At 72.2% G+C, this 13,119-nt stretch carries 15 protein-coding genes; 13 read left to right on the top strand and 2 right to left on the bottom strand.

Going from position 1 to position 13,119, the window contains the following annotated elements; translation table 11 throughout:
* The 10 genes from OZN99_RS13930 to OZN99_RS13885 form a co-directional block, all read left to right on the top strand.
* The coding region (locus tag OZN99_RS13930; RefSeq protein ID WP_333779739.1) for an MFS transporter at positions 1-397 on the top strand (397 nt) is incomplete at its 5' end.
* Between the two features lie 47 nt (positions 398-444).
* Positions 445-642, top strand: coding sequence for a twin transmembrane helix small protein (locus OZN99_RS13925; protein ID WP_270935846.1), 198 nt, complete (start codon positions 445-447; stop codon positions 640-642).
* A gap of 148 nt (positions 643-790) precedes the next feature.
* Complete coding sequence (locus OZN99_RS13920; RefSeq protein WP_270935845.1) at positions 791-1,540, top strand: electron transfer flavoprotein subunit beta/FixA family protein; 750 nt, start codon at positions 791-793, stop codon at positions 1,538-1,540.
* Positions 1,541-1,543: 3 nt separating this feature from the next.
* Positions 1,544-2,473 (top strand): electron transfer flavoprotein subunit alpha/FixB family protein, encoded by a 930-nt coding sequence (locus OZN99_RS13915; RefSeq protein ID WP_270935844.1) that lies wholly within the window; start codon positions 1,544-1,546, stop codon positions 2,471-2,473.
* Positions 2,474-2,552: 79 nt separating this feature from the next.
* Positions 2,553-3,431 carry a 3-hydroxybutyryl-CoA dehydrogenase gene (locus tag OZN99_RS13910; protein WP_270935843.1) on the top strand — a complete coding sequence of 293 codons (879 nt, stop codon included), beginning with the start codon at positions 2,553-2,555 and terminating at the stop codon, positions 3,429-3,431.
* Complete coding sequence (locus OZN99_RS13905) at positions 3,431-4,489, top strand: mandelate racemase/muconate lactonizing enzyme family protein (RefSeq protein ID WP_270935842.1); 1,059 nt, start codon at positions 3,431-3,433, stop codon at positions 4,487-4,489. Before OZN99_RS13910 ends, OZN99_RS13905 begins: the two co-directional genes overlap by 1 nt.
* Before the next feature lie 310 nt (positions 4,490-4,799).
* Entirely contained in the window at positions 4,800-5,540 is a 741-nt protein-coding gene (locus OZN99_RS13900; protein WP_270935841.1) for a hypothetical protein, read from the top strand.
* A gap of 204 nt (positions 5,541-5,744) precedes the next feature.
* The gene (locus OZN99_RS13895; protein ID WP_270935840.1) at positions 5,745-6,503 is read left to right on the top strand and encodes a potassium channel family protein; all 759 of its coding nucleotides are present in this window, start codon (positions 5,745-5,747) and stop codon (positions 6,501-6,503) included.
* A 79-nt stretch (positions 6,504-6,582) separates the two neighbouring features.
* Positions 6,583-7,545, top strand: a complete 963-nt coding sequence (locus OZN99_RS13890; RefSeq protein WP_270935839.1) for a Bug family tripartite tricarboxylate transporter substrate binding protein — start codon at positions 6,583-6,585, stop codon at positions 7,543-7,545.
* A 9-nt stretch (positions 7,546-7,554) separates the two neighbouring features.
* Positions 7,555-8,472: an NAD(P)-dependent oxidoreductase gene (locus OZN99_RS13885; protein ID WP_270935838.1), complete on the top strand. Its 918-nt coding sequence runs from the start codon at positions 7,555-7,557 to the stop codon at positions 8,470-8,472.
* On the opposite strand, the gene OZN99_RS13880 is transcribed toward OZN99_RS13885, so the two are convergent.
* The gene (locus OZN99_RS13880; protein ID WP_270935837.1) at positions 8,456-8,971 is read right to left on the bottom strand and encodes a pyridoxamine 5'-phosphate oxidase family protein; all 516 of its coding nucleotides are present in this window, start codon (positions 8,969-8,971) and stop codon (positions 8,456-8,458) included. The two genes, OZN99_RS13885 and OZN99_RS13880, sit on opposite strands and share 17 nt — an antisense overlap.
* Positions 8,972-9,075: 104 nt before the next feature.
* On the opposite strand from OZN99_RS13880, the gene OZN99_RS13875 reads away from it, so the two are divergent.
* Positions 9,076-9,948 (top strand): SAM-dependent methyltransferase, encoded by an 873-nt coding sequence (locus OZN99_RS13875; protein WP_270935836.1) that lies wholly within the window; start codon positions 9,076-9,078, stop codon positions 9,946-9,948.
* 7 nt (positions 9,949-9,955) lie between these two features.
* Here OZN99_RS13875 and OZN99_RS13870 read toward each other — a convergent pair whose 3' ends face one another.
* Positions 9,956-11,947, bottom strand: a complete 1,992-nt coding sequence (locus OZN99_RS13870; RefSeq protein WP_270935835.1) for a methyl-accepting chemotaxis protein — start codon at positions 11,945-11,947, stop codon at positions 9,956-9,958.
* Positions 11,948-12,066: 119 nt separating this feature from the next.
* Here OZN99_RS13870 and OZN99_RS13865 point away from each other — a divergent pair, with 119 nt between their 5' ends.
* Both OZN99_RS13865 and OZN99_RS13860 read left to right on the top strand, forming a co-directional pair.
* The gene (locus OZN99_RS13865; RefSeq protein ID WP_270935834.1) at positions 12,067-12,837 is read left to right on the top strand and encodes an enoyl-CoA hydratase/isomerase family protein; all 771 of its coding nucleotides are present in this window, start codon (positions 12,067-12,069) and stop codon (positions 12,835-12,837) included.
* 36 nt (positions 12,838-12,873) lie between these two features.
* Positions 12,874-13,119: hypothetical protein (locus tag OZN99_RS13860; RefSeq protein ID WP_270935833.1), on the top strand; the 246-nt coding region annotated here is incomplete at its 3' end.

Below are 13,119 nucleotides of genomic sequence, written 5' to 3'. Positions count from 1 at the left end.
GGGCCGGGTTGCCTGGGCGCTGGTGGCGGACCGCGGCGGGGCGCGGCCGGTGCTGGTCACCTGCGGCCTGGGCGCCGCGGCGGCGGCGCTGGTGCTGGCGGCGGCGGATCCCGGCTGGCCGGGGATGGTCATCATCCTGGCCGGCATGCTGATGGGGGCAACCGCGGTTGGCTGGAACGGGGTGATGCTGGCCGAGGCTGCGCGGATCGCGCCGGCCGGCCAGGTGGGCGGGGCGACGGCCGCGCTGAACTTCGCCTTCGGGGTCACCATGCTGGTGGCGCCCCCCGCCTTCAGCGGACTGGTCGGACTGACCGGCGGCTACGGGGCGGGGTTCCTGCTCTGCGCCGTCGCGGCGCTGGCCGGGGCGCTGGCCATCGGCGCGCCGCCGCGCCGCTGACCGCGCCGGCGACTTGCCGCCGGCCGGGAGCCTGCCATGTTGGTGGCATGGTGACGTTTCTGACGGTGCTGGTCGTGGTCTCGATGCTGGCCACGCTCGGCGTGATGTTCGCGGGCATGATCGGGCTGGTCCGCAGCGAGCAGGGGGGCGGCGCGCGGTCCAACACGCTGATGCGATGGCGCGTCATCCTGCAGTTCGTGACGATCCTGCTGTTCCTGCTTCTCCTGTTGGTGATGCGCGGATGAGCCGCGCCGCGCCGCTGGGCGTGGCGCCCCGCCTTGCCCGGCCCGCCCCCCGGCCCTATGGTCCGCGCCGTTCCGCGGCCGCGATGCGTGGCCGGCGGGGTTGCGGCTTGCGCCGCGCCCCGGATGAGAGCCAGGGATCCGGCGACCGATGAAGATCCTCGTCCCCGTCAAGCGGGTGGTCGACTACAACGTGAAGGTGCGCGTCAAGTCCGACGGCACGGGCGTCGAGACGGCGAACGTCAAGATGTCCATGAACCCCTTCGACGAGATCGCGGTCGAGGAGGCGGTGCGCCTGAAGGAGAAGGGCGTGGCGACCGAGATCGTCGCCGTCTCCGTCGGGCCGACCGCCGCGCAGGAACAGATCCGCACCGCGCTGGCGATGGGGGCCGACCGCGGCATCCTGGTGGAGCATGACGGCGTGGTGGAGCCGCTGGCGGTCGCCAAGCTCCTGAAAGCGATCGTCGCGAAGGAATCGCCGCAGCTGGTCGTCATGGGCAAGCAGGCGATCGACGACGACATGAACGCCACGGGCCAGATGCTGGCCGCGCTGCTGGGCTGGCCGCAGGGCACCTTCGCCAGCAAGGTCGAGGTCGCCGATGGCGGCGTGAAAGTGACCCGCGAGGTGGATGGTGGCCTGGAGACGGTGGCGCTGAAGCTGCCGGCCATCGTCACCGCCGACCTGCGGCTGAACGAGCCGCGCTATGCCTCGCTGCCGAACATCATGAAGGCGCGCAAGAAGCCGATCGAGACGATGAAGCCGGATGCGCTGGGCGTGGACATGGCGCCGCGCCTGACCGTGCTGAAGGTGGAGGAGCCGCCGAAGCGCCAGGCCGGCGTGAAGGTCGGGTCCGTGCAGGAGCTGGTGGAGAAGCTCCGCAATGAGGCGAAGGTGATCTGACAGATGGCCGTCCTGGTTCTTGCCGACCGCAGCGGGTCGACCGTCTCGCAGCCCACCCGCAGCGCCGTCGCCGCGGCGCAGAAGATCGGCGGCGAGGTGCATGTGCTGGTGCTCGGCGGCGAAGGCACCGGCGCGGCGGCGCAGCTGCCCGGCGTGGCGAAGGTGCTGACCGCCGCCGGCCCGGCCTATGAGCACGGGCTGGCGGAGCCCGCAGCGGCGCTTCTGGTGAAGCTGGCGCCCGGCTATTCGCACCTGCTCGCGCCCGGGAGCGCGATGGGCAAGAACATCATGCCGCGCGTCGCGGCCCTGCTGGACGTGCAGGTCATCAGCGACGTGGCGGGGGTGGAGGGGCCGGACACCTTCCGCCGCTTCATCTATGCCGGCAACGCGCTGGCCACGGTGAAGACCAGCGACGCGACCAAGGTGATGACGGTGCGCGCCGCCAGCTTCGACCCGGTGCCGGCCGAGGGCGGCAGCGCCGCGACGGAGGCCGCGCCGGATGCCGAGGATCCGGCCGTGTCGAGCTTCGTCGGCGCGGAGATCGCCAAGCTGGAACGGCCGGAGCTGACGGCCGCGCGCGTCGTCGTCTCCGGCGGCCGCGCGATGGGCTCGGCGGACAGCTTCAAGATCCTGGAAGGCGTGGCGGACAAGCTGGGTGCGGCCATCGGCGCCAGCCGCGCGGCGGTGGATGCGGGCTATGCGCCGAACGACATGCAGGTCGGCCAGACCGGCAAGATCGTCGCGCCGGAGCTCTACATGGCCTTCGGCATCTCCGGCGCGATCCAGCACCTGGCCGGCATGAAGGACAGCAAGGTCATCGTCGCCGTGAACAAGGACGAGGAGGCGCCGATCTTCCAGGTCGCCGACTACGGCCTGGTCGGCGACGTGTTCAAGGTGATCCCGGAACTCGAGGCCGAGCTCGCCAAGAAGTAGGGCTGCCGCTCCGGGCGGAGGCGTCGCGCCGGCGGCGGGCCCCAGGCCCGCGCCGGCGCCTTGCGTAAGGGGAAGGTGGATGGCGAAGATCGAGAAGCTTGGCGTGATCGGCGCCGGGCAGATGGGCAACGGCATCGCCCATGTCGCGGCGCAGTCCGGCCTGCAGGTCGTGATGCTCGACGTGGCGGAGGCCGCGCTGCAGAAGGCGGTCGCGACCATCACGAAGAACATGGACCGCCAGGTGCAGAAGGGCACGCTCGCCGCGGCGGACAAGGATGCGGCGCTGGCGCGCATCGCCACCGCCACCGACTATGCTGCCTTCCGCGACTGCGACCTGGTCATCGAGGCGGCGACCGAGCGCGAGGACATCAAGCAGAAGATCTTCGCCACGCTGACGCCGCAGCTGAAGGCGGATGCGCTGGTCGCCACCAACACCTCCTCCATCCCCATCACGCGGCTGGCCGCGGCGACCGACCGGCCGGGCCGCTTCGTCGGCATGCATTTCTTCAACCCGGTGCCGCTGATGAAGCTGGTGGAGGTGATCCGCGGCCTGGCGACGGAGGATGCGACGGTGCAGGCCGTGGCGCAGCTCGCGGAGCGCATGGGCAAGACCGTCGCCTACGCCGCCGACTACCCGGCCTTCATCGTCAACCGCATCTTGGTGCCGATGATCAACGAGGCGGTCTTCGCCCTGCAGGAGGGCGTCGGCGACGTCGCCTCGATCGATGCCGGCATGAAGCTGGGCTGCAACCATCCGATGGGGCCGCTGGAACTGGCCGACTTCGTCGGGCTCGACGTCTGCCTCGCGGTGATGGAGGTGATGCAGCAGGGGCTGGGCGATTCGAAGTACCGGCCGAGCCCGCTGCTGCGCAAATACGTCGAGGCGGGCTGGCTCGGCCGGAAGTCCGGCAAGGGCTTCTACGACTACGGCGTGACGCCGCCCAAGCCGACGCGCTGATGCGCATCACCGGCCTCGCCGCCGCGGTCGAGCACCTGAAGCCGGCGCGCGCGGCCGATGCCTATGCGGGACGGGAGAGCCTGACCTTCCTGCGGCTGCGCGTGACCACGGAGGCCGGCATCGCCGGTGAAGGCGTCACCGGTCGCTTCCTGGCCGAGACCGTCGCGGGTCTGCTGAACCGCGAGGTCGCGGAGGTCGTGACCGGCCAGGACGCGCTGGCGCACGAGGCGCTGCGCGCGCGGCTGGTGCAGCGCCTCAACCCCCGCGGTGTGACGGGCGCCTTCGTCTCCGCCCTTTCGGCGCTCGACCTCGCGCTGTGGGACATCAAGGGCAAGGCGCTCGGCCAGCCGGTCGCGACGCTGGTCGGCGGTGCGCGCGACGGCGTCGCCGCCTACGCCACCGCCGGCCTGCCCGCCTTCACGGAGGCGGAACTCGTCGCCGCCTGCCAGGCCGCGCTGGCCGAGGGATTCCACGGCGTGAAGGTGCTGGTCGGCGCGGGGCGCGGCATTGCCGAGGACGCCGCGCGCATCCGTGCCGTGCGGCGCGCGATCGGCGACGCGGCGCTGATGCTGGATGCCAATTGCGGCCTGACCGTCGCGGAGGCGAAGCGCCTGGCGCAACGGGTGGCGGATTGCGACATCGCCTTCTTCGAGGAGCCGGTGCGCGACAACGACATCGCGTCGCTGGCGGCGCTGCGCCGCGCCACGCCAATCCCGCTGGCGGCCGGGCAGATGGTGCAGTCCGTCGCGTGGTTCCGCGACGCGCTGGCCGCCGGCGCGCTGGACATCCTGCAGCCCAACGCGGCCTTCTGCGGCGGGCTGACGACGATGCTGCGCATCCTGGCGATGGCGGAGGCGCATGGCGTGCCGGTGGCCGGCGCCGGCGGCTTCGAGGCCGCGAACCTGCCCGCCATGGCCGGGCACGCCCATGGCGGGATGCTGGAGGTGCACGGCGCCCACGCCGCGCTCCGCGACCGCTTCGCCGCGCATCCCGCCTTCCGCGACGGCCGGCTTTGGGTGCCGGAGGCGCCGGGCCTCGGCTTCGCCCTTCTGGATTGATCCGGCGCAGGGACCGGCCGGACCCGCGGCGTCGGTCGGGCCGCAGTGGATGCAATCCGCGCAGGTCGCAGCGGCCCGACGGGACGCAAGAAAAGCCTCACGACACGCGACTGTCGGCCTTCCTTACAGTTACATGCCGAACCGTCGATATTCCTTATAAATCGCTGGCGCTCGTCGCGACGACACACCGAAAACTCAAGGAGTTACAATCTGGCACAATGTTTGCTCCATGTCGCATGAACCGGGCCCGTGCATCCTGATCGCGGGATGGCGCGTCGGGAGGTCGAGGCAGGAGGGAGGAAACAGCGACATGAAGGCCGTCTCAAGAACCACAGCAGCAGCGGTGTTCAGCCTGGCTCTCGCCGCTGGCGCATCCGCCTCCACGCTGACCAACGCCCCGCTCTTCGCGGGCCTTTACACCGATGTCGCCTTCGATCCGAATGTTCCCAACCCGACCGTGGCTATCGGCCAGATATTCAGCGTTCCCGCTCCGCCATCCGAGAACACGCTCGTCAACTTCACCCTGACGCTCGGCCCGCCTTTTGACCCGCAGGCTATCCCAATCGGTCCGCTCGTCCTCCGCGCGCAGATCTTCGAATGGGATACAGCGAATTCAACGATCGGCAGCTCTGTGTGGCAGGCACCGACCGACACGCAGATCGACCTCGGCGCCGTCGCGGCTGGCGCGACGGCCTTCACCTTTTCCGTCGGCGTGCAACTCGACCCCTTGTTGACGTACATCGCTCTCCTGAACCTTGGCGGCAACGACCTTAGGGATCCAAATAATTTTGGCCGGTTGGGCTGGGCTATACTTACAGATTCTTCCAGCGCTTTCCCCGGTAACCTCGCTTTCCTGGGACTGATTCGACATCCGAATGACCCCAGTGTCATTGTGCCGACCTGGTTCGTCGGCCAGGGCTTCGACGCGCTGTTCACCGCCAACTTCCGGACAGGTTCGGACGTCGTCGGCGTGCCCGCGCCAGCAGCTCTCGCCGTGTTCGGGGTGGGCCTGGCCGGGCTTGGGATGGCCCTGCGACGGCGCGGTGCATAGGCGCCTGCCTGTCGGGTTTCTTGACGGGTTTCGGCGTATCGGAGTCGGCGCGATCGACGGGGTCGGTGGCGGCCCCCAATCGGCGCCGCGCTGCGCGACTGCCTCGCACCGGCTATGGGCGCCGACAGCGCCGGCTCTTGGCTTCGCCTGTCTAGACTGATCCGCCGCATGGACCGCCGGCGAAGCCGCGCCTAGCCTGCCCTGATGGCCGAGGGCTTCGCGAGGTTGCAGGGTGCAGCAGGTCGCCGCGGGGCGGCGGCCGCCTACTCCCTGCTCGCACTCGACCTCGTGGCGCTTGGCTGGGTGATCCTGGAATCCTTCCTGCCGCAAGATCCGCTGGTCTTCGCGGTGGACATCGCCTTCGGCCTGGTGCTGGCCGCCGAGCTGGTCCTGCGCCTGCGGAACTCGGCCTCCGCGCGGCGTGAACTGCTGCATCCCGGCGGCATCGCCGACGTCGTCTCCGTGCTCGCCTTCCTGATGGCACCCTTCTTCCCGGGCTGGGGCTTCCTGCGCAGCCTGCGCACGCTGCGCCTGCTGCGTTCCGCCCGGCTCGTCGCGCATCTGCGGCACGACCTACCGCTGTTCCGCCGCAACCAGGACGCCTTCGTCGCCGCGGCGGACCTGCTGGTCTTCATCGTGGTGATGACCGGCATCGTCCACGCCACGCAGCAGGCGACCAACCCGCACATCGCGAACTTCGCCGATGCGCTGTATTTCACCGTCACCGCCCTGACCACCACCGGCTTCGGCGACATCACCCTGCCCGGCACCAGCGGGCGGTTGATCTCGGTGGTGATCATGCTGGCCGGCGTCACGCTGTTCCTGCGGCTGGCGCAGGCGCTGTTCCGGCCGAACAAGGTGCGCTTCCGCTGCCAGGCCTGCGGGCTGGGCCGGCACGATCCCGATGCGGTGCACTGCAAGGCCTGCGGCGCGCTGCTCAACATCCCCGACGACGACGACTGACCGGTTGCGGCGCCTCCGGCACCGCGCCATCCTCGCTCCGCAGGGCCGCGCAGACGGCCGCCCAGGGAGACACGTCGCCATGACCACCCAGCGTCGCCGGCTTCTGCTCGGCCTTGCCGCCATGCCGCTCGCCGCGCCGCGGGTTGCGCGCGCGCAGGGCTGGCAGCCTACGCGGCCGATCCAGCTGATCGCCGGCTTCGCACCGGGCGGCGGCAGCGACATCATCGCCCGCACCATCGCGGAGGCCTGCACGCCGCTGTTCCCCGTGCCGCTTGTCGTGGTGAACCGTCCGGGCGCCGGCGGCGCGCTGGCGGCGGAGCAGGTCGCGCGCCTGCCGCCGGATGGTACGACGCTGCTGCTCGGCGGCGGCAGCGAGAGCACCTCGCTGCCGGCGCATCGCGACCTGCCCTATGACCCGAAGCGCAGCTTCACCGCCATCATCCGCCTGACGCGCAACGCGCATTTCATCTGCGTGCGCGGGCGCGGCGGCCGCTTCACCTCCATGCCGCAGGTGGTGGATGCGGCGAAGGCGGAGCCGGGCCGGCTGACGCATGGCTCCGCCGGCGTCGGCACGCTGTCGCACTCGATCTTCCTGCTGATGGAGCGCGCGGCGGGGATGGAGCTGCTGCACGTGCCCTATACCGGCGGCGGGCCGCAGCAGCAGGCGCTGATCGCCGGGCAGATCGACCTGGCGGTCCAGGCCTCCGACGAGCTTGGCGGGCTGGTAGCCTCGGGCGACATGCTGCCACTCGCGGTCGCCTCTGCCGCGCGTCACCCGGCCTATCCGCAGGTGCCGACGCTGCGCGAGCTCGGCATGGACGTCGTCGCCGACAACATGAAGGGCTGGATCGGCCCGGCCGGCATGCCGCCCGAGATGGTCGCGTATTTCCACGACCGCTTCCGCCAGGGCATGTCCGCGCCGGCCTGGCGCCGCTTCATGGAGCGCACCGGCGAGGCCGACGGCTATGCCGACGGCCCCGGCTTCCAGCGCGACATGGACACGCTGCTTGACGCGATCCGCGCCGCCATCCGGCGGACCTAGGAACCCAGCATGGACAGCATCGCGCCACCGGCCCCCGTGGCCTTCATCGGTCTCGGCGTCATGGGGGCCGCCATGGCGGCGAACCTGGCGAAGGCGGGCTTCGCGCTGACCGTCGCGTCGCGCACGCGCGCCAAGGCCACGGCGCTGGAAGCCGGCGGAGCGCGTTGGGCGGGAAGTGCGGCGGAGGCGGCGCGCGGCGCCGCCTCCGTCGGCATCTGCGTGCCCGACACGGCCGATGTGGAAGCCGTGCTGTTCGGGCCGGAGGGTGTGGCGCGCGGCGTGGCGCCGGGCACGGTCGTGGTGGATTTCTCGACCATCTCCGCGACCGCCGCGGCCGGCTTCGCGGCGCGGCTGGCGGCCGAGAGCGGCGCGGTCCTGCTGGACAGCCCGGTCTCCGGCGGCCCGCAGGGTGCGCGGGACGGCACGCTGACCTGCATGGTCGGCGGCGACGCGGCCGCCTTCGCGCGCGCCGAGCCGGTGTTCCGCGCAGTGGGCAAGACGTTGACGCATTTGGGGCCGGCCGGATCGGGGCAGGTCTGCAAATCGGCCAACCAGCTCGTCGTAGCCGCGACGATGCTGGCGGTGGCAGAGGCGCTGGCGCTCGGCGCCAAGGCCGGGCTGGACGGGAACGCGATGCGCGCCGCGCTGCTCGGCGGCAGCGCGCGCTCCTTCGTCATGGAGAACCACGCGGCGCGAATGCTGGCGGGCAGCTTCGCCCCGGGCTTCCGCGCGGAGCTGATGCGCAAGGACCTGCGCCTCTCGGCCGGCGCCATGCGCGACCACGGCGTCTTCGCGCCCGCCACCGGGCTCGCCGCCTCCGTGCTGGAGGCGGTGGTGGGCTCCGGCCGCGGCGGGCTCGACAGCGCCGCGGTCGGGGACCTGGTGCGGGAGCTGTCGGGGCTCCCGCCCGCTAGGCCGGCTTCCTGAACGCCACCTTGTCGTTGTCGCCGGCCTTCGGCGGCTCGCCGGTCAGGCGCGCCTTCACGTAGCCATACGCGTGCACGAAGGTGGAGGAGGGCGCGTCCCAGTATTCGGCGCCCTCGACCTCCACCTTCAGCAGCGCGGCCTTGGGATCGTCCGGCCCGCCGGGGAACCAGGTGCGCAGCGGCTCCGACCACAGCTCCTGCTGCTTCCGCGGGTCGCGGATCACCTGCGCCGTACCGGAGACGGCGACGTAGTTCTGGCTGCTCGGATCCGCATAGGCCAGCAGCACGCGGTCGTCGTGCCGGATCTCGTCGGTCTTCGGGCTCGGCTGGCTGGTGAAGAACCACAGCGTGCCGGCGAACTCCTTCATCGAGACCGCCCGCATCGGCCGGCCGCGCATGCGGCCCTGCTCGTCGAGCGTCACCATCATCGCGACCTGCACCTCGCGGATCAGCTCCCACACCTTGTCGCGCGCCGCCTGGTCGGTCCGTGTCTCCACCATCCTGGCCTCTCCCTCTCTGGTCGAGGCCCGGAACGGCGGGCGCGGCGCGGGGTTCCGGATCGCGGCCGGGTTGCGCGACGGGCGCGTTCTGCCATCTAGGCGGGATGACGCAGATCGGCACTGTTCCGCCCGCGGCGGCACGCCAGGCGCGGAAGGTCGCCCGCTACTACCGCTGGCTGGATGGCCTGTCCTGGTTCCATGAGCGGCGCGGCGAGGCCGGGCATGGCGCGCTGCCGGTGCACCGCGCGCTGGCCGATCCGGCGGGCGGCGACCCGACGCCCTACGTGATCCACCGCCTGATGCTGGAAGGGCTGGACCTGCCGCAGGCGCCGCGCGTGCTGGATGCCGGCTGCGGCTATGGCGCGACGATGCTCGACCTCGCGCCGAAGCTGGGCGGCGACTGGACCGGGCTGACGCTGTCGCCCGTGCAGGCGGAGCGCGGCATGGCGGAGGTCGCGGCGCGCGGCCTGGTCGGGCGCGTGCGCATCCATGTGCGGTCCTACGATGCGCCGATCGAGGGGCGCTGCGACCTGATCTACGGCATCGAGAGCCTGATCCACAGCGCCGATCCGGCGCGCACGGTCGCGAACCTGGCGGGCGCGCTGGCGCCGGGCGGTCATCTGGTCATCGTGGACGACATGCCGGAGGCGCGCATGCCGACGGAGGCGGTGACACGGCTGGATCGCTTCCGCCGGTTCTGGCGCTGCCCCGTCGCGCCGACGCGCGAGGGCTGGATCGCCGCCTGCCGCGATGCCGGCCTGCAGCCGGTGGCGGAGCGCGACCTCAACCCGCTGCTGCAGGTGCGCGGCATGGCGGACCTGGCGCCGCGGCTGGCGGCGCTGGAGCGCCGTGCGCGGCTGCCGCGGCTGCTCGGCCTGGGCGTACGGCTGGAAGCCGAGATCGGCGGCCTGCTGCTGGAGACGCTGCAGACCGAGGGCTTCGTCCGCTACCGCGTGCTGGCGGCGCGCCGGGGCTGACCCGCGATCACGCCGCCTGGCGGGCGCCGATGGTCGCAAGGGCCTGGTCGATCAGCGCGAGGGCGGCCGGATCCTGTCGGAAGGCGAAGGCCGCGCCATCCTCGGTGTGGCGCACCAGCCGCGCGGGAATCTGGTCCACGGTTCCGGGCAGCGCGATGCGCACCGGCGTGCCGATCGTCCAGCCCGCCAGCGCGCCGCGCAGCGAGATCCCGCCGCGGCCCATGTCGGCGATGCGCACCGCGACCTCGCCCTGGTTGCTGGAGATGCGCGCCGGCAGGTCGCGCCCGGAGACCCGCTCGTATTTCCGCCGCTCCTGCAGGTCGCGCATGGCGACCAGGAAGGCCTCGAGCTCGGCGCCAAGGGTGCGCGCCTCCTGCTCGACCTCGCCGGCGGCGGCAAGCACGCCGCGGCCGGACACGTCGGAGCGGTCGGCGAGCTGGCCGGCATCGCGCATCGCGCGCACCGCCTCCTGGCTGCTGCCGACAACCTGCTGCACCTTCGCCGCGATCTCGCGCGTCGCCTCGCCCTGCTGGCCGATCGCGCCGTCGATGGCATCGGCGATTTCGCGCACGCGGCCGACCTCGGCTCCGATCAGGCCGATGGACTGGCCGGTCGCCTCCGCGGAGGCCTGCACCGCGCCGATGCGCGCGGCGATGTCGGCGGTCGCCTTCGCGGTCTGCGCGGCCAGCGCCTTGACCTCCTGCGCGACCACGGCGAAGCCCTTGCCGGCTTCGCCGGCCCGCGCCGCCTCGATGGTGGCGTTCAGGGCGAGCAGGTTGGTCCGGCCGGCGATGTCCTCGATCAGGCGCACCACCTCGCCGATCTCCCGGGCGGCCGCAGCCAGTTCGGCCATGCGCGTCTCGCCGCGGCCGGCTTCCTCCGCCGTTGTGCCCACCGCCACCGTCGCCTCGCGCACCTGGCGCGCGATCTCCTGGATGGAGGCGACGAGCTGCTCGGTCGCGGCGGCGGCGGCGGAAAGGTCCTGCGCGCTCGACTCCGCCTGGGTGCCGGTGCGCGACGTGCCCTCCCGCATGCGGGCGGTGATCTCAGCCATCTCCTGCGAGGCGCGCGCCATGCCGGCGGCTGCTTCCGTCACGTTGCGCATCACTGCGGAGGCGCTGGTGCCGAAATCCTGCACATGCAGGTCCATCGCCGCCTGCCGCCGGTCCTTCTCGGCCTGGGCGGCCGCGGCATCGGCCTCGATGCGGCGCTTCTCCAGCCCCTGCTCGCGGAAGCCGTCCAGCGCGCGGGCCAGGGCGCCGATCTCGTCCCGGCGCGCCCCGCCATCCACCGGGCGATCGAGGTCACCGGCGGCCACGCGCGCCACTTCGCGCGACAGCGCGGCCATCGGCCGGGTGACGCCAAGCGCGAACAGCAGCAGCGCCGCGGCAAGGCCGGCCAGCAGCGCCACGCCCGCGACGACCAGCATGGTGTTCATGGTGCGGCGCGCCACCTCCGCCGCGTTCTGCTCCGCCTGGGCGAGCTGCCGCCGTGCGTCGAGCGCCAGCGCGTCCAGCCGGTCGCGCAGCGGATCGGCCAACGGATCCAGGCGCGTCTCGATCAGCCGTTCCGCCGCGGCGCGGTCGGTGCGTGCCACCTGCGCGACCTCCTGGACCAGCGCCTGCATGCCGGCCGTCTCCCGCAGGATGCGGCCGACATCGCCGGCCAGGGCCGGCTTCTGCCGCACGGCACCATCGAGTTCCGTCCGCAGCCGGCCGAACAGCTCGTCGAGCCGCGCGCGGATCGCCGCCTGGTCTGCCTCCTGCTCGTGGTCGGCCAGGCGCAGCGCCTGGCGCTGCACGCCCTGCAGGTAGCGCGAGGCGAGCGCCAGGTGGAAGGCCGACTCGGCATCGCTCTCGACGGCATGCACATAGGTCTGGCTGACCTGCTGCAGGCCACGGGCGGCGAAGCCGGTAACGGCGAGTTCCGAGGCGATGCCGATGGCGACGACCAGCAGCCCCTTCGCGAGGATGGGGAGTTCGGCAATGCGACGCAGCACGGGTGTGACTCCGGGATGTGCAGCGCCGCGGTTACAGTAGTGGAATGAAGCCGCGGTTAAGGCGCCGGCTGGCGCGCGCGGCCGGCCTTGGGTAGCGTCCGCCGGTCATGCCCCATCCGATGATCCGAACCGCGCGCGACGGCGACATCGCCGTCGTCACCATCGACCGCCCGGCGAAGCGCAACGCGCTGGACCTGCCCATGTGGATCGCCCTGGCCGAGGCGATGGAGGCGGCCTCCGCCGATGGCAGCCTGCGCTGCGTGGTGATCCGCGGGGCGGGAGAGGAGGCGCTGAGCGCCGGCGCCGACATCGCCGCCTTCGAGCGCGAGCGCGGCACGGTGGAGCGCGAGGAGGTCTATGGGCGGGAGCTGTCGCGGTCCTTCCAGTCGATCCGGCGCTGCGTGCATCCGGTGGTCGCGGCATGCCGCGGCTGGACGATGGGCGGCGGCTGCGGCATCGCGACGATGGCGGATTTCCGCGTTGGCGGGCCGGGGACGCGCATGGGCATCCCGGCGCGCAACCTCAGCCTGTTCTATCACTACGGCGAGCTGGACCCGCTGCTGCAGTCCGTCGGCTATGCGGTGGCGTGCGAGCTGCTGATCGAGGGCCGCGTCTTCACCGGCGAGGAGGCGCATCACAAGGGCCTCCTCTCCCGCCTGGTGCCGGACGAGGAGGTGATCCCGGAGGCGATGGCGCTGGCGCGGCGCATCGCGCAGGGTGCGCCGCTGTCCAATCGCTTCCACAAGGCTGCGCTGCAGAAGCTGCGCGGCGCGCTGCCCGTCACCGAGGCCGACCTGGCCGCCAATGCCGCCTTCGCCCTCACCGAAGACTTCCATGAGGCGGTGCGCGCCTTCATCGAGAAGCGCAAGCCGGTCTGGCGCGGCCGCTAAGCCTTCCTTCACGCCCGCCGCCGAGACTGCGGCGCCATGCGGCACCCTGCCTCCGGCATCGATCGCGAGATGCGCTCCGCCCTGGCAGCGGCGCCGGACACCAAGCTGGGCCGCATCGTGGGCATGCTCGACGCGCTGGAGGATCGGCGCGTGCTGGATGCCGTGCTGGCCGAGGCGCGGCCGCGCCTGGCGGCGCTGCGGCCGGCGCGCCCGCTGCGCTTCCCGCGCCTGCTCGCCCTGCCGCTGGAACCTGCGCTGGTCGCTTCCGAGGCGTGGGACGGC

The organism is Falsiroseomonas oryzae (assembly GCF_027856955.1).
GTDB lineage: Bacteria > Pseudomonadota > Alphaproteobacteria > Acetobacterales > Acetobacteraceae > Falsiroseomonas > Falsiroseomonas oryzae.
The sequence above is the reverse complement of the archived record's forward strand: the minus strand, read 5'-3'. Positions and strand labels throughout refer to the sequence as shown.